The organism is Streptomyces albiaxialis (genome assembly GCF_039530985.1).
Taxonomy (GTDB): Bacteria; Actinomycetota; Actinomycetes; order Streptomycetales; family Streptomycetaceae; genus Streptomyces; species Streptomyces albiaxialis.
Genome location: NZ_BAAAPE010000006.1, coordinates 1 through 16,420 on the forward strand (window position 1 = coordinate 1; position 16,420 = coordinate 16,420).

General features: G+C 73.9%; 8 protein-coding genes. 3 read left to right on the forward strand and 5 right to left on the reverse strand.

Going from position 1 to position 16,420, the window contains the following annotated elements:
• Nucleotides 1-354 precede the first annotated feature (354 nt).
• Nucleotides 355-891, reverse strand: coding sequence for a MarR family winged helix-turn-helix transcriptional regulator (locus ABD343_RS10300; protein WP_344526448.1), 537 nt, complete (start codon nt 889-891; stop codon nt 355-357).
• A 150-nt stretch (nt 892-1,041) separates the two neighbouring features.
• Between ABD343_RS10300 and ABD343_RS10305 the strand changes: the two genes are divergently transcribed.
• A complete protein-coding gene (locus tag ABD343_RS10305) occupies nt 1,042-2,334 on the forward strand; it encodes an MFS transporter (protein ID WP_344526647.1) in 1,293 nt (430 codons plus the stop codon).
• A gap of 27 nt (nt 2,335-2,361) precedes the next feature.
• Here the strand turns inward: ABD343_RS10305 and ABD343_RS10310 are convergent, their stop codons facing one another.
• On the reverse strand, nt 2,362-4,335 hold the full coding sequence (locus ABD343_RS10310; protein WP_344526450.1) for an ATP-binding SpoIIE family protein phosphatase: 1,974 nt from the start codon (nt 4,333-4,335) through the stop codon (nt 2,362-2,364).
• A gap of 198 nt (nt 4,336-4,533) precedes the next feature.
• Nucleotides 4,534-5,931 carry an NAD(P)/FAD-dependent oxidoreductase gene (locus ABD343_RS10315; RefSeq protein WP_344526452.1) on the reverse strand — a complete coding sequence of 466 codons (1,398 nt, stop codon included), beginning with the start codon at nt 5,929-5,931 and terminating at the stop codon, nt 4,534-4,536.
• 526 nt (nt 5,932-6,457) lie between these two features.
• Here ABD343_RS10315 and ABD343_RS10320 point away from each other — a divergent pair.
• Nucleotides 6,458-7,234, forward strand: a complete 777-nt coding sequence (locus tag ABD343_RS10320) for a TetR/AcrR family transcriptional regulator (protein ID WP_344526453.1) — start codon at nt 6,458-6,460, stop codon at nt 7,232-7,234.
• Nucleotides 7,235-7,474: 240 nt separating this feature from the next.
• Nucleotides 7,475-9,574: a sigma-70 family RNA polymerase sigma factor gene (locus ABD343_RS10325; RefSeq protein ID WP_344526455.1), complete on the forward strand. Its 2,100-nt coding sequence runs from the start codon at nt 7,475-7,477 to the stop codon at nt 9,572-9,574.
• A gap of 37 nt (nt 9,575-9,611) precedes the next feature.
• Here ABD343_RS10325 and ABD343_RS10330 read toward each other — a convergent pair whose 3' ends face one another.
• Both ABD343_RS10330 and ABD343_RS10335 read right to left on the reverse strand, forming a co-directional pair.
• On the reverse strand, nt 9,612-13,181 hold the full coding sequence (locus ABD343_RS10330) for an ATP-binding protein (protein WP_344526457.1): 3,570 nt from the start codon (nt 13,179-13,181) through the stop codon (nt 9,612-9,614).
• 705 nt (nt 13,182-13,886) lie between these two features.
• Nucleotides 13,887-16,349, reverse strand: a complete 2,463-nt coding sequence (locus tag ABD343_RS10335) for an asparagine synthase-related protein (RefSeq protein WP_344526459.1) — start codon at nt 16,347-16,349, stop codon at nt 13,887-13,889.
• Nucleotides 16,350-16,420: the final 71 nt, after the last annotated feature.

Genomic DNA, 16,420 nt, shown 5'->3' on the forward strand with positions numbered 1-16,420 from the left:
TGACTTTTGGCACGCTGTTGAGTTCTCAAGGAACGGACGCTTCCTTCGAAACCGTTTCACCGGTTTCTCCGGGCGCTTCCCTTCGGTGTTTCCGACTCTATCAGATCCTCTTCCGCTTCCGGACCCGGTCCTGATTTCCCCTGTCGGCGGGGGCGCCGTGTTCGGCGTGGTCTCTACTTTAGGGGATTTCCCCGGAGACTCAAAATCGAGTCATTCGCTTCGGAATTTGGCATGCCAAATTGACCCCTGCGAAGGGAGATCGTGCTGAAGTGGAGTTCCGCCGAAGTGAGCCCTGGGGGCTCGCTGGCAACCCGGGGAACCTTACGGATCACCCCCGCGCATGTCAACTGCGCGTCATTCCAGGTCCGTCAGCCGGCCACCCGCGTCCGGCTGGGCGTCCTCGACGCGGCGGAGGAGGCGGGTGAGGAGCTCGCCGAGGTGTCCCCGTTCCTCGGTGTTGAGGTCCTGGAGGAGGTCCTCCTCGAAGACCGACGCCTTGCGCATCACCTGGAGCCACTTCTCGCGGCCGGTGTCGGTCAGGCCGATGATCACGCGGACGCGGTTGTCCGGGTCCTGCTCGCGGGTGACCAGGCCCTGGGTGAGCATGCGGTCGATGCGGTGGGTCATCGCGGCGGGGGTCAGGCCCAGGCGCTTCGCGATGGTGCCGGGCCAGAGCTGGTACGGCTCCCCCGCCATCACCAGCTCCTTGAGGACCTCCCACTCGGCGTTGCCGAGGTCCAGGGTGGCGAGCTGGCGGCCGTAGGCGACGCTCATGCGGCGGTCGAGGCGGCTCAGGGCGTTGACCACCTTCTCCACCTGGGGGTCCAGGTCACGGTACTCGCGCTGGTAGATGGCGATCTGCTCGTCGAGCGTCGGTTGTCGGTCCGGCATGGCCCGGAGTATGGCACGGCAACGCGTTCGCGTTAAACCCTTGCTCTGTGTACTCTTTAGTGTCGAACTTTAGCTTCGAACTCTCGAAGGCCCCTCTGTACCCCTCCGTACTCCTCTTCACGACCTAGGTAGGTGAGTGTGACCACCGCGATGGGCGCCGCTCTGCGCCGGATCCAGCTCGGGAACGCCCTGGCGGCGTTCGGCAACGGCTTCACCGTTCCGTTCCTGTTCGTCTATGTGGCGCGGGTGCGGGAGCTCGGTGATGGCACGGCGGGAGCCGTGCTGGCCGCGTTCGCCGCCGCGGCGCTCGCCGTGCTGCCCTTCACCGGACGGGTGATCGACCGGCGCGGGCCCATGGTGATGGTCGTGATCGGTGCCGTCGCCGCCGCGCTGGGCGCGCTGAGCTTCGGGCTGGCCACCACCGCGCCCGCTGCGCTCGCCTCGTCCGCTCTGATGGGCGGGGGCATCGCGGTGCTCCAGCCGGCGCTCGCGACGCTGATCGTCTGGTGCTCGACGCGGGCCACCCGCTCGCGGGCCTTCGCGACGCAGTTCTTCCTCAACAACCTGGGGCTGGGCGTCGGCGGGCTGATCGGCGGGTTCCTGGTGAACGAGCACGAGCCGTCCAGCTTCACGATGCTGTTCCTCATCGAGGCGATCATGTTCATGGTGCTGCTCGCCGTGCTCATGACGGTGCGGGTGGCACGGCCCGTGGAGGACCTGCCGGCCGACGCCGGTGCGGCGGCGGCAGGCAGCGGGTGGCGTGTGCTGCTGCGGGACCGGTCGATGGTGCTGCTGTGCGTGCTGGGGTTCGTGGTCTTCTTCGCCTGCTACGGACAGTTCGAGTCGGGGCTGTCGGCGTACGCCGTCGAGGTCACGCGGATCTCGACGTCCACGCTGGGTGTGGCGCTGGCGGCGAACACCGCGGTGATCGTGCTGGCCCAGTTCGTGGTGCTGCGGATCGTCGAGCGGCGGCGGCGCAGCCGCGTCGTGGCGGTCGTCGGGCTGATCTGGACCGTGGCCTGGCTGCTCGCGGGGGCGTCCGGGCTTGTGCACGGGGCGCAGGCCGTGGCGACCGCGCTCCTCATCTCCACGTACGCGCTGTTCGGCGTCGGGGAGACGATGCTGTCGCCGACGGTGGCTCCGTTGGTCGCCGATCTCGCACCCGCGCGGCTCGTGGGGCAGTACAACTCGGCGTTCGCGCTGGTCAAGCAGATGGCGCTGGCCGTGGGGCCCGCGATCGGCGGGCTCATGGCCGCGGCCGGGGCGTACGGCGTCTACATCGTGATGCTGGTGCTGTGCTCCCTGGCGATCAGCGGGCTCGCCATCCTGCTGGGGCGGAGGCTCTCGTCCGTGCAGGACCGGCCGTCTCTCATCGTGGCCCGGGGCGGTGCGGCAACCCCGAGCCATGCCGAGGACACCGGCGCGGTCACTACCGCGGCCTGAGGGCCTCTGATCCCAGCGCCCCTGGCTTCAGCGCTTGGGCAGTGCGAACTCGCACCAGACGGCCTTGCCTCCGCCCGGGGTTCTCCGCGAGCCCCAGGCCGAGGCGATGGTGGCGACGATGGAGATGCCGCGGCCCGTCTCGTCGACCGGTTCGGCGCGGCGGCGGCGCGGCAGGTGGTCGTCCCCGTCGGTGACCTCGACGATCAGGCGGCGGTTCGTACGGCGGAGCCGGAGCCGCATGGGCGGGGTGCCGTGCTGGAGGGAATTGGCCACCAGTTCGCTGGCGGCCAGGACGCCCAGGTCGTGCAGCTCCGTCGGGAAGCGCCAGGAGGCCAGGACGCCCGAGGCGAAGGCGCGGGCCCGGGGCGCGGCCTCCGTGCCGCCCAGCAGGTCGAGCGCGGCGTTGTGGAACAGCTCCGCATCGGCGCCCGTACGGACGGGGTGCTGGAGGACGAGGAGCGCGACGTCGTCGTCGTGCTCGGCGGTGATGCCCAGGGCGCGCAGCAGGCGGTCGCAGATGATCTCGGGTGAGCCCGTGGCGCCCGCGAAGGCGTGCTCCAGGGCTGCGACGCCCTCCTCGATGTCGGACTCGCGGCGCTCGACCAGCCCGTCCGTGTAGAGAACGGCCGTCGAGCCCGGCTGGAGGGCGATCGTGCCCGTCGTGTGGAGCCAGCCGCCGGTGCCGAGGGGCGGGCCCGTGTGGTCCGTGGCGCGGTGGACGGTGCCTTCCTCGTCGCGGACGAGGATGGGGAGATGGCCCGCCGAGGCGTAGCTCAGCCGTCCCTCGTTCGGGTCATGTACCGCGTAGACACAGGTCGCGATCTGGTTGGCGTCGATCTCGGCGGCGAGGCCGTCGAGGAGCTGGAGCACCTCGTGGGGCGGGAGGTCCAGGCGCGCGTACGCCCGTACGGCCGTGCGGAGCTGGCCCATGACGGCGGCGGCGCGGACGCCGCGGCCCATCACGTCGCCGATGACGAGGGCAGTACGGCCCGCGCCGAGGGTGATCACGTCGTACCAGTCGCCGCCGACGGCCGCCTCCGTACCGCCCGGCTGGTACGTGGCGGCGACGCGGAGGTCGTCGGGCTGTTCGAGCTCCTGGGGCAGCAGGCTGCGCTGGAGGGTGACCGCGGCCTCGCGCTGGCGGCGCTCGCTGGTGCGCAGCCGCTCCGCCGCCTCGACCTGGTCGGTGACGTCGGCGGCGAAGACGAGGACGCCGCTGTCGCTCGCGGCGGTGACGGGCGTGCAGGTGAACGTGTAGTAACCGTCCCTGGGCGCGACCTTTTTGCCGTCTCCTCTCTTGCCGTCGATTCCGTCGTGGCCGCGGGGCACGCGGCGGGACTTGACGGTGCGGGGCTTGCCGCTGCGCAGCACCTGGTCCATCAGCGGGAGCAGGCCCAGCTCGACCAGCTCGGGCAGGGCGTCGCGCGCGGCGGCGCCGGAGGGGCGCGGGCCGAAGACCGACGCGTACGCCTCGTTGACGAACGCGATGCGGTGGTCGGGGCCGTGGACGACGGCGGCGAGCGCGGGGACCTGGCCGAGGAGGCCGAGGAGGTCCCGCGCGGAGAGGGCCCCGAGTCCGTGTGCGTCCTCGGGGGGCGTGCCGTCGGGCGCGTCGTGGGGCCCGTCGTGGAGCGCGTCGGGTGCTACGGCCGGGGCTGCCGGTTCCGGGGAGGCCGACGGGCTCTCCGGGCTCGCCGGGGCGGCCTTGGTGCCTTCCGTGCCGCCCGTACGGGCGTTGGGAACGGGCGCTCCCTCGGGCGTGCCGTCCGGAGCGCCGTCAGGTGCTCGGCCGGGCGCGTCCGGGCTGTCGCCGTCGGTACCGTCCGCCCCGTCCGTCCCGTCCTGGGTGTCGGCGGTGGACGAGGAGCCGGTCCGGGCGTCCGCCGGCTCGGTGGCTTCGGGGGCTTCGGACGCCGGCTGCCGCGCCTTTATCGCCGCCTGGGCGGCAGCGGTGCGCCGCTGTGTGCCGGGCAGTCGGGCGCTCCAGCGCGTGAAGTTCACGGTCGTCCGAATCCTCGTGTTGTTCGCTTTGTTCGTTTTGTTCGCTGTGCTCGCTCGGGGGTCGCTCGCGGCTGCCGGAGATTGCCTGGGGGTCACTCTTCGCAGACGCGGGCGCACCCATGGTCACACGTCCAGTGTGGCCCACCGTGCTGACATTCGTCAGACGCCCCTGCCCCGCCGGGAGTTCCTCATACCTGGTCACTTCGTGTCGGGCGGGGGAACGGAGCCCGCGGCCATCTCGAACTCGGCACGCGGATGTTCCAGGGACCCGAGCGAGACGATCTCCCTCTTGAAGAGACCGGAGAGCACCCATTCCGCGAGGACCCGTGCCTTGCGGTTGAAGGTGGGGACGCGGCTGAGGTGGTAGGCGCGGTGCATGAACCAGGCCGGGTAGCCCTTGAGCTTACGTCCGTAGACGTGCGCCACGCCCTTGTGGAGGCCCAGGGAGGCGACGGAGCCCGCGTACGAGTGGCGGTAGGGGGTGAGTTCGCCCGGCGGGGTGCCCTCGACGACGTCGGCGAGGTTGTCGGCGAGGCGGCGGGCCTGGCGTACGGCGTGCTGGGCGTTGGGGGCGCACAGCGCGTCGGCGGCGTCGGCCGTCAGGTCGGGTACGGCCGCCGCGTCCCCCGCCGACCAGGCGTGGTCGGTGTCCTCGACGCGCAGGGTGGGGGCGCAGCGGAGGCGTCCCCTCTCGTTGAGCGGGAGCCCGGAGGCGGCGAGGATCGGGTGGGGCTTGACGCCGGCCGTCCACACGAGGGTGCGGGTGGGGTGGCGGGAGCCGTCGCTGAGGGTGGCGACGCGGTCCTCGCAGGAGTCGAGGCGGGTCTCCAGGCGGACGTCGATGTTGCGGCCGCGCAGCTCGCGCAGCGCGTACCTGCCCATGGCCTCGCCGACCTCGGGGAGGATGCGGTCGCTGGCCTCGACGAGGAGGAAACGCAGGTCCTCCGGGCCGACGTTGTGGTAGTAGCGACAGGCGTAGCGGGCCATGTCCTCCAGTTCGGCGAGGGCTTCGACGCCCGCGTAGCCGCCGCCCACGAAGACGAAGGTGAGCGCGGCGTCGCGGACGGCGGGGTCGCGGGTGGAAGAGGCGATGTCGAGCTGTTCGAGCACGTGGTTGCGGAGCCCGATGGCCTCCTCGACGGTCTTGAAGCCGATGCCGTGCTCGGCGAGCCCCGGGACGGGGAGGGTGCGCGAGACCGACCCCGGGGCCAGGACGAGTTCGGTGTACGGCACTTCGACGGTGCCGCCCTTGCCGCCGGTCTGTTCGACCGTGGCCAGCGTGCTGACGTGGGCGACGCGCCGCTCGTGGTCGAGGGAGCGGGCCTCGCCGATGACGATCTGGCAGTCCTTGAGCACCCGGCGCAGCGGCACCACGACATGGCGCGGGGAGATGGATCCGGCGGCGGCCTCGGGCAGGAAGGGCTGGTACGTCATGTACGGATCGGGGTCGAGGACCGTGATCCTTACGCCGCCCTCCTCGCCCCGCGCACCCCGCCTGAGCTGGTTCTTCAGCCTTTTCTGGAGCCGCAGCGCGGTGTAGAGGCCGACATAGCCGCCCCCGACAACGAGAATGCGCGCGGGTTCCCTGTCGGCCATCGCGGGTTCTTTCGTCGCCTCGGTCACTCGTCCATGACGCACCCTCAGCCACGGGTTTGTCCACAGGTCCCGGGATTCGTATGACTGACGCGCGCTCCGCGCACGTTGTGCCCCGGAAGGGGTGCGGGAGGCGAACGGGAGAAGAACGGCGCAGGTCACATGCGGCGTGAGGGGGGCCTGTGGGGAGGTGAAACCGGACGGACCGGGCCCGCGCCCCGATCGGTGGGCGGTCCGTGCGGAACCGCCCCCTTCTCTCACGACCTGGGCTCAACTATGTTCGTATCCCAGCGGGGTGCGACATGTGACGACCAGTGCACCGCATCCCGACCGCAGAAACGGCGGGGGTCTCCGGGGGGAGACATTGATAACCGGGGGAACGAGTATGCACATTCAGGGGATTCACAGCTCTCAGTTGGCACCGACGGCGGTATCCGCCGTCCCGGAAGGACCCACCGCATCGGCCGCTCCGGCCGCTGCGACGGCGTCGGGCGCGACCGGCCCGGCGGACCCGAGCGGCGGGACGGGCATGTCCGCCGGTGCGGGCGGGGGGACGGCCACGAGCGGGAGCACGGGCGCCACAGGGCGCACGACACCGCTGCGCGTGGACGCGCAGCGCAATCTGGAGCACGTGCTGCGTGCGGCGCGCGAGGTCTTCGGCGAGCTGGGGTACGGCGCGCCGATGGAGGACGTGGCGCGGCGGGCGCGGGTCGGCGTCGGGACGGTCTATCGCCGCTTCCCGAGCAAGGACGTGCTGGTCAGGCGCATAGCCGAGGAAGAGACTGCACGGCTGACAGAGCAGGCGCGGGCGGCGCTGGGGCAGGAGGAGGAGCCGTGGTCGGCCCTCTCCCGCTTCCTGCGGACGTCCGTGGCCACGGGCGCGGGGCGGCTGTTGCCGCCGCGGATACTGCGCGCGGAAGGCTGGGTGGACAGCGCGGTGCGGGTGCCGCAGCAGCGGCAGGCGCAGCACGGCGGGGTCGACGGCGGTCGTGAGGGCGTGCGTGACGGTGAGGGGCCGGGGCTGCGGCTGATCGAGCAGCGTCCGGTGCCGGAGCCGGAGCGCGAGTCCGTGGCGGACGGGCTGGACGAGGACTCGGGCGCCGTGGAGCTGCTCGCCGTCGTCGGACAGTTGGTGGAGCGCGCCAGGGAGGCGGGCGAGCTGCGGCACGATGTGACGGTCGGTGACGTGCTGCTGGTCATCGCGACGGCGGCACCCTCGCTGCCGGACGCGGCGCAGCAGGCGGCGGCCTCGACCCGGCTGCTGGACATCCTGCTGGAGGGGCTGCGCTCCCGGCCCTCGCACTGAGCGACGCCGAGTGGCACCGAGCAGTGCCGGATGACCCTGAGTGATCGGAAAGTCACTCTTCCGGTCACCGTTGGTCCGGCCCATTTTCCCTCGTACGGGGGGAGTTCGCTGGAGAATTGTGCGAACTCGCCCCGGACGAGTGGTTGATGTGCTTGTCCGGTTCTCGCTCGTGGCCGTTGTGACACGCTGTCGCGGTGTTCCGCTGCGTTTGCCGCGACTGTGTGTTCGGGGGCTGCCACGATGGGTGTTGACAGAGGCGACCGGTCCGGCGGGTCCGAGGACAGGGGCCCGGTCGAGCCGGATGCCGGGCTGCCTTCACGCCAGGTGCCGGGCCAGGGCGGCCCGCCGGGCGCCGAGTCCTCGGAGACGCCCGGGGTCCCGCCGCAGCGCAAGCGCCGCAGGTTCGGCAAGCACGCGGACAAGTCCTCGGGCGCCGGTGCCGGTGCGGCCAGCACCGCTGGAGGCGCCGCAGGGGGCGCCGCCGGGAGCGCCGCGGCGGCCTCCGACGCGTCCGCCGACGGGGAGCGGCAGTCCGACGCCTCGCTGATCTCGCGGATGCGGGAGGGCGACGCGGAGGCGTACGACGAGCTGTACCGGCGCCATGCCGACGCCGTGCGGCGGTACGCGCGGACGTGCTGCCGCGACTCGCACACCGCGGACGACCTCACGAACGAGGTGTTCGCGCGCACCCTCCAGGCCGTACGGGGCGGGAAGGGCCCCGAGACCTCCGTCCGCGCCTATCTGCTGACCTCCGTGCGGCACGTCGCGGCGGCGTGGTCCAAGACGCGCAAGCGCGAGCACCTGGTCGACGACTTCGCGGTGTTCGTGCAGTCCGCCGAGCGCACCGGGCCCACGGCCGCCGACGAGGACACGCTCGACCTCGGCGCGGACGTACGGGCGATGCACGAGGCGGAGCAGACACTGGTCGTACAGGCGTTCAAGAGCCTCTCCGAGCACGACCAGATGCTGCTGTGGCACACGGCCGTCGAGGGCAGCAAGCCCCAGGACGTCGCGCCGCTGCTCGGCAAGTCCTCCGGCGCGACGGCGACGGCCGCGCACCGGGCCAGGGAGAACCTGAAGCAGGCCTATCTCCAGGCCCATGTGAGCCAGGCCCTCACCACGGGTGGGGACTGCGCCCGCTTCGCCGATCGGCTCGGCGCGTACGCGCGCGGCGGGCTGCGGATGCGGGCCGAGCGCGGTCTGCAGCGGCATCTCGAACAGTGCACGGCCTGCAGTCAGGCCGCCGTCGAGGTCAAGGACCTCAACGAGCACATCCGTCTGCTGGTGCCGGTGGCGCTCATCGGCTGGTTCGCGACGACGGGCGGCGCGAAGGCGTTCGGCGCGCTGATGGCCGGTACGGGCGCCGCGGCGGCGGCCGGAGGCGCCGGTGCCGCCACGGGCGGCGCGGCCGGTGGTGCCGCGGGAGGAGCCGCCGGGTCGAGCGCGGGCGGCGTCGGCGGTGCCGCGTCCGAGGGGCTGGGCACGCCCGCGAAGGTCGGGATCGGCGTGGGCGTGGCCGCGGTGGCCGCCGCCGCGCTCGCGTACGCCCTCACGGGTGCCGAGCCCGAGCCCGCGCACAAGGCCGAGCCGAAGCCCAAGCCCCCGGCGGCGGCGCCCGAGGCGCCCCCGGAGAAGCCGAAGCCCGACCCTCCGGCGCCGAAGCCGGAGCCGCCCGCGCCGAAGCCCGAGCCCGAGCCCAAGCCGAAGCCGAAGCCGCAGGCCGCCGAGGAGAAGCCGGACCCGAAGCCGAAGCCGCCGCCTCCGAAGCCCGAGCCCGAGCCGCCCGCGAAGGAGAAGCCCAAGCCGCCGCCCCCGGAGCCGAAGCCGCCCAAGCCGCCGGAGAAGCCCCCGCCCGAGCCGCCGGCGCCGAAGCCGCCTCCTCCCCCGCCGCCGCCCGCCGACCACAAGCTCAACGAGCTGAAGTGGGACCTGCTCGACCCCGGCGCGAAGCGCAAAGGGCCCACCATCCGCTCGCTGGCGAGCAGTTGGGTCTGGCAGCGGCAAGGAATGAGCATGGACGGCCGGCGCTTCGGCCACGGGGTGACCGTCCACGCGCCCTCGACGGTCACGATCGATCTCAACCGCGCGTGCACGGCGTACGACGCGGTCGCGGGGGTCGACGACATGTCGTTCGGGCACCGTGCCGTGCGGTTCTCCGTGTTCGGCGACGGGGCGCGGCTGTGGCGGTCCGGGCTCGTGGCACGCGGGCAGCCGCCGGTGCCGGTGCATGTGCCGCTGGCCGGGGTGAAGACGATAAAGCTGGTCGTGGAGCCGCGTACGTTCGCCGACCGTACGGCGAGCTTCGTCGACTGGGCGCACTCCTCGATCAAGTGCCGCTGAGCCCGGGACCTGGGCGCTTCCCCCGCCCCCGCGCGGGTCAGGCGGCGCCGCTCAGCTCCCCGTGCAGGGACTCCAGCGCCGCCAGGGCCTCCGCGAGGGTGAGCGGCGGCTCCTCGGCGGCCTTCCGCTGGATGGGCGGCGGGATGGGGGCGCGGATCTCGCCGTCGTACCGGACGACCGGCACGCTCGCGCCGAGGCCGCCCCGCAGCCGTCCCGCCGCGTCGGCGAGGCGCACGGCCAGGTGCGGGCGGCCGACGGTCCGCGCGGCGTGGGCGGCGACCTGCCCGACGTGGGCGAGCACGTGTTCGGGGGCGTTCGTGTCGATGCCCATGCGCAGCGCGTCGCGCACGGTCGCGACGGCGCGCACGAGGGCCTCCGGTACCGGTGCGCCGCCCGCGCCGTCTCCCCCGCCGGCAGCCGGAGAATCGGTGCCCTCCGCCACCGCGATCCGGGCGTCGAGCGCGCGGCACAGCACCGTGAACATGGTGGGCAGCGTGCCGATCGCCGCGTGCGCCAGCGTCTCCTCGTGGAGGGCGCGGGCGCGGCGCGTCTCGCCGTTCTCGACGGCGATCGCCGAGCGGAGGAACAACGCGAAGATCTGCGCGTCGCGGATGCCCAGCCGCTCGGCGTCCTCGATCGCGCGCCGGGCCAGCTTCTCCGCCTGGTCGCTGTCGCCCTGGCGGTACCAGATCTCGGCGATACGGCTGAGGAGCACCGGCATCTCGGTGAGCGCGCCGAGCTGCTGGGCGTAGCGCAGCGCCGTCTCGCACTCGCTGCGCGCGTCGTCGTACTCGCCGCGCTGCAGGGCGACCTCGGCGCGCAGCCCGCAGAGCTGGCTGAGCAGCCAGCGGTCGCCGCTGGAGTCGGCCAGGGCCTCGATCTCGGCGAGGTCGTCGGCGCGGCCGAGGACGCCGCCGGGGATGTCCAGGTGGATATGGGCGCGGAGGAGCAGGGCGACGGCCAGTTCCCAGCCGCCGCTGTGGCGCCGGCAGTTCTCGACGGAGGCGTTCATCAGGCGCGCGACGCCCTGGCTGCCCTCGATGAGGAAGCCGGTGAACGGCCAGAGCATGCCGGGGAACCGGGCGCTCTCGGGCCCCGGCACGTTGAACGCGTCCCGCAGTTCGACGGCGACGGCGCGGTGGCGGGGGTCGTCGAGCATCTCCTGCGTGTACTGCTCGCTGCGCAGGAAGTAGCTCAGGAGCTGGAACTCGCGGTAGACCAGCTCCTCCTCCGCGTCCCGGTCCCCGGCCTCGGCGGGCAGCAGCCGCAGGATGCGCGAGATCCAGCGGAAGCCCTCGTCCCGGTAGTTGCGCAGCCACCAGAACCAGCCGACCGCGCGGACGACGTGCACCAGGGTGTCGCGGTCGCCGCGCTGGAAGGCGCGGCTGAGGGCCGCCCGGATGTTGTCGAGGTCGGCCTCGACGCGCGGCAGCCAGGTGAGCTGCTCGGCGGAGCGGATGCGGTGCTCGGCGGCGGTGACGAAGCGGCGGATCTGCGCGGTGTGCCGCCGCTCGGCCGCCGCGAGGTCCTCGGGGTGCTCGGCGGCGCGCTCGCGGGCGTACTCGTGGATGGTCTCCAGCATCCGGTAGCGGACGCCGGTGCCGGAGAGGGCCGGGGGCTGCTCGGCGACGAGGATCGACTTGTCGACGAGCGAGCCGAGGATGTCGAGCACGTCGTCGCCGGGTATCCCCACGGTACGGGTCCCGGTGGTCCGGATGCCGGTGGTCCGGATGCCGCTGGTACCGGTCCCGCTGGTACCGGTCCCGCTGGTGCGGGTGGCGTCCGGGTTGTCGGAGGGCTCGTCGTCCGTACGGTCCGCGCCGTCGCCGCAGACGTGTTCGGCGGCGGAGAGCGTGCAGCCGCCGGAGAAGACGGACAGGCGCCGTACGACGGTGCGTTCGCGTTCGTCGAGGAGGTCCCAGGACCAGTCGACGACGGCGCGGAGGGTCTGCTGCCTGGGCAGTACGGTCCTGCTGCCGCTGGTCAGCAGCCGGAAGCGGTCGTCCAGGCGGTCCGCGATCTGGCGGGGCGTGAGCGACCGCAGCCGGGCCGCCGCCAGTTCGATCGCCAGCGGCAGCCCGTCGAGACGGCGGCAGATCTCCTCGACCGCCTCCGGATCCTCGCTCGTACGGAACCCGGCGCGCGCCCCTGCCGCGCGGTCCGCGAACAGCCGGTGCGCGGGCTCCGGCGGCAGCGGCTCCACCGGGCGCACGACCTCGCCGGGCACGCCCAGCGGCTCGCGGCTGGTGGCGAGGACGGTGAGCCCGGGACAGTGCGTGAGCAGGGTCTCGGCGAGGGTGGCGGCGGCGTCGATGATGTGCTCGCAGTTGTCGAGCACGAGGAGCAGGCGGCGGTGCAGGCAGTGCTCGATGAGGCGGCCGGTCGCGTCGTCCGCGACATCGTTGCTCAGGCTGCGGACAGCCTCGGTGCCGGCGGTGGCGAGGGCGGTCTCGCGGCGGCCGAGCGCGCTGAGGGCGGCGCCGGGGACGGCCGCCGGGTGGTCGAGGGACGCCAGTTCGACGATCCAGGCACCGTCGGGATACGGCGTGGCGTCCGCCGGGCCGGTCGTGCCGGTTGTGTTGTCCGGGTCGCGCGTGAGGGTCGTCGCCGACTGCTCGGCGAGGCGGGTCTTGCCGGAGCCGCCCGGTCCGGTGAGCGTGACGAGACGGGCGCGGGTGAGGTCGCCGCGGATCGCGTCGATGTCGCCCTCGCGCCCGACGAAGCTGGTGAGACGGGCCCGTAGATTGCCGGGCGGCGTACGGGCGTTGGCGTTCGCTTGGGCGTGGGCGCCGTCCGGGCCGGAGCCGGATCCGGCTCCGGACTCGGCCTCCGAGCCGGGCTCGTCGTCGGCGGACACGGAAGCGGAGGCGGAGAGGAGCTGGGCGTGCAGGGCGCGGAGTTCGGCGCCCGGGTCGGTGCCGAGGCGGCTCGCGATCTCCTTGCGCACCGCCTCGTACGCGGTCAGCGCCTCGGCCGTACGCCCGCTGTCGCGCAGCGCGCGGACATACAGCGCCTGGAGGGGCTCGTCGAGGGGGCGTTGCGGGGCCAGTTCGCGCAGTTCGGGGAGGATACGGGCCGCGCGGCCCAGCTCCAGGTCGGCGGTGAGGCGGCGCTGGACGGCCGTGGCGCGCAGGGCCTCGGCGCGGAGCGCGGGCGAGGCGCGGTCGGGGAGGTCGGCGAGCGCGGGACCGCGCCAGAGCGCGAGGCCCTCGCGGAGCACGGCGGCGGCGGTGGCCGGGTCGCCTGCCTCCAGGGCGCGCTCGCCCTCGTGCGCGAGGCGCTGGAAGCGGAAGAGGTCGATGTCGTCGGGGTCGGCTGCCAGCCGGTAGCCCCCGGGGTGGGACTCGACGGCCTCCTTGCCGAGGGCTCTGCGGAGGCGGCCGACGAGGGCCTGGAGCGCGGCGGGCGCGTTGCCGGGCAGGGACTCGGGGGCGGCGTCGCCGTCCGCCCACACCTCGCCGATGAGCGTCTCCGGTGCTACGGGCGCCGGGCTCTCCGCGCGGAGCGCGAGTGCGGCAAGGAGGGAACGCAGCCGCTGCCCTCCCAGGGGAAGGGCACTGCCGTTCGCGTCCCGCACTTCGGTCGGGCCCAGGATCAGATACCGCACCGGCCCATTGTCCCCGGGACGGCCGGTACCGCCCGCGTTTTTCCCCTGGGAGAACGCCGCCCGGGAGCAGCGGGCGGGGGGCGCCTCCGGCCTGGGTCCGCTCCGGTATGGGTCCCGGGTCCCTTCCCGGCCTGGGTCCCCTCCGGCCTGGGGCGCCTCGGACCCGGCGAGGGCCGTCCGGGGGCCGGGGGCGGATGCCGACCGGCAATATATCGGGGCCGATGTATACCGGGCGCGCGATAGAGCTGGGCGCGATAGAGCCAGGCCGCAATACATCGGAGGAGAGATATTGCGGGCTCGCTATACGCCCGGGCCGCAATACCCCGGTCCCGCCGTACCCCGCCCGCAATACCCGAGGCCGGAACATACCCGCACCGCAATACTCCGCCCCCGGAACACACCTCGGCCGCAATACATCGCATTCGAGGTATCCTGCGCCCGAGGTATCCCGCGCCCGAAATACCCCTGCGGCCGAAATACCCCTGCGGCCGCAACACTCCAGACCCGCAACACTCCGGACCCGCAACACACCCGCACCGCAATACATCGGGCCCGAGGTATCCCGCGCCCGCAATACACCAGCCCTGCCATACCCCCAGGCCGCTATACCCCCAGCCCGCAATACTCCGGCCTCGCCATACCCCCAGCCCGCGATACTCCGCCCCCGCCACACCCCCGCCCCGCAATACTCCGCCCCCGCGCCCCCTACAGCGCCGGGCGCTGCGGGGCCGGGGTCACGCCGCCTGCCGCGGCGCGCTGGCGGGGGGCCTGGGAGCCGGTCCAGCAGGTGCCGCGGCGGGCGAGGAGGCGGCCCAGCCACAGTTCCATGGAGACCAGGTCGGCGAGGCCGTCCAGGGGGAGGGGCTCGCCCTCAGCCGCCGCGCGGATCGCCTTGCGGACGGTGCGGGCCTCGATGAGTCCCGCGTCGGCGAGCAGCGGCGCGGAGAAGAGCTGGATCAGGTCGTCGGCGGCGGCCCGGAGTCCCGCCCGTACGGACGCGGTGTGCACGGCGTGGGAGGGCGCGCCCCAGCCGCCGGGCAGTTCGTGGACGCCCGCGCCCGCGAGCGCGGCACGGAGCACGGAGGCGCGGGCTCCCGGCCGTACGCGCAGGGCCTCGGGGAGGGCGCGGGAGGCGCGGACGACCTGGTTGTCGTAGAAGGGCGCGTGCAGGCGCTGGTTGCGGATCTCGGCGGCCTGTTCGAAGACGCGGTGGTCGGCGGCGCGGCGGGCGAGGGCGGCGCGGGCGCGGCGTTCGCCGGGGCGTTCGACGGTGGGCCGGGTCGCGGCCGCGGCCTCCAGGCGAAGCGATACTTCAGCGAGCGCCTCGCCCGTGAGCCAGCGCGCGGCGGGTCCGGGGCGGCACCAGGTGAGCGCGGCGACGGAGGCGTCGACGGCGCTCTCGCCCGCGCCGTCCGTCCAGCCGCCGTCCCGGTCGCGGAAGGTGCCGTCGCGGAGCTGGGCCGCGACCTCCTCGACGCCGTCCCGGTAGGGCGTACGGGCGAGCCTGCGCGCCGCCCGGTAGATCGTCACCGGCACCATCAGCGAGCGTCCCGGAAGGGTGCCCTCGGACTTCGCGAGCGCGGCGACGGGCCGTACGAGATGGCGGCGGCGCCTGTCGAGCAGCAGGTCGGCGAGGCGGGCGGGGTGGGCGTCCAGGACGTGGCGGGCGCCGAGGCCGACGAAGTGGTCGGCGCTTCCGGCGGAGAGGCGGTAGCGGTGGCGTTCGGCGGTGACGAGGGACGGGCCCGGTTCGTCCGTGAGGGGGCCGCTGGCGAGATCCGAGTAGGGCAGGGCCTCCTCGGCGCCGGTGACGACGACGTGGTGGAGGCGGGGGCTCTCGCCGATCTCGCGGGCCCGGTCCAGTTCGGCGCCCTTGCCGCCGGTGGACTCGTCGACGGTGAGGTCGTTGTAGGTGACGGCGAGGAGGCGCTCGCCGGCCTCGGAGGCGCCCATGCCGAAGACAGTTCCGGGCATGCCGGGCAGCCCGGCGGCGAGGAGGGCGAGGGTGCCGGAGGCGGCTCCGCCCGACAGGTCGGCTCCTATGCCGGGCGCGGGTCCGCCGCGCTTGGCGCGCCGGTCGGCCGGGCCCATACCGGGGACGGGTCCGGGGTCGCGCACGTCGAAGTCGTGCTCCGCCGCGTGCCGCGGGGCGGCGAAACGGGCGCGCACGGACTCCACGAGCGCGTCCCGTACGCCCGCGAGTGCCGCCTCGGTGTCGAGGGGCGGGGCCGCGACGACGAGCGAGTTCTGCGACTCGTAGCTGGCGATCTCGCGGCTGCCGCCCTCGCGGATGATCAGCGCGTGGCCGGGCGGCACGCGGCGGACGCCCGCGTACGGGGTGCCGTCGCCGAGCGCCTCGGGCGCGTCCGGGCAGGCCAGCAGCGCGGCGAGGTGGCCGACGTCGAGCTGGGCCTCGATGAGGTCGGCGAGGGGGAGGGCGGCCGTGGCGTAGGCGGTGCCGCCCGCCCAGGGCGCGTAGAAGACGGGTCTGGCGCCCGCGAGGTCGGCCGGGATGGTGATGCGGCGGCCGATGCAGGCGACGGCGGTGTAGCTGCCGGGCCAGGAGGTGAGGTGGCGGAACGCTCCGCCGCGCGCGGCGACCAGGCCGAGCCGCAGCTCCTCGTCGCTGGCGCCGCAGCAGCCGAACACCGCGAGCCTGTTGCCCGGTTCGGCCTCGACGATCCGGACCTCGTCGGGCCGCCAGTCGCCGACGGCCCAGAGCGGGTCGGGGTCGCTCCACAGGGGCTGCGCGCCGACGGGCTGGAGCACGCCGTCGCCCTCGCCGTAGGGCACGCCCTCCGCGTACTCGCCGTACGGGGCGCCGTCGAGGCCGAAGCCGCTGTACGGGTCGCGGGGACCGGGGCCGGGTCCGGCGCCCGTTCCGGCACCAGGTCCGGGCCCAGGGCCAGGTCCACGGCCGCCGGGGCCGGAACCGCCGCCGTACCCGCCGTATCCGCCGTACGCGCTGCCGTCGCGGTACGTCTCCCCGTACGCGTCGCGACCGTACGCGTCGCCGCCGTACGCGTCGCCGCCGTACGGGTCTCCGTGGGCGCTGCCTCTGCCCGGGCCGCCGGTGCCGGGGCCGCCGTGACCTCGGGGCGTGCCGCCGCGGCCTCCCGCCCCCTGGGGTCCCACCGCGGCGCTGCTCCACCCCACCAACCAACGCATCGCCGCCCGCCTTCGCTCTCCGCTGCCGCCGACGCCCGCCGCTCCCGGGATGGCTCCGGGGCCGCTCGATG

Bases quoted from the DNA above. Each gene is read 5' to 3' on its own strand.
- ABD343_RS10315 (WP_344526452.1), bottom strand. From the start codon at position 5,931: ATGGCCGACAGGGAACCCGCGCGCATTCTCGTTGTCGGGGGCGGCTAT.
- ABD343_RS10335 (WP_344526459.1), bottom strand. From the start codon at position 16,349: ATGCGTTGGTTGGTGGGGTGGAGCAGCGCCGCGGTGGGACCCCAGGGG.
- ABD343_RS10305 (WP_344526647.1), top strand. From the start codon at position 1,042: ATGGGCGCCGCTCTGCGCCGGATCCAGCTCGGGAACGCCCTGGCGGCG.
- ABD343_RS10320 (WP_344526453.1), top strand. From the start codon at position 6,458: ATGTCCGCCGGTGCGGGCGGGGGGACGGCCACGAGCGGGAGCACGGGC.
- ABD343_RS10300 (WP_344526448.1), bottom strand. From the start codon at position 891: ATGCCGGACCGACAACCGACGCTCGACGAGCAGATCGCCATCTACCAG.
- ABD343_RS10325 (WP_344526455.1), top strand. From the start codon at position 7,475: ATGGGTGTTGACAGAGGCGACCGGTCCGGCGGGTCCGAGGACAGGGGC.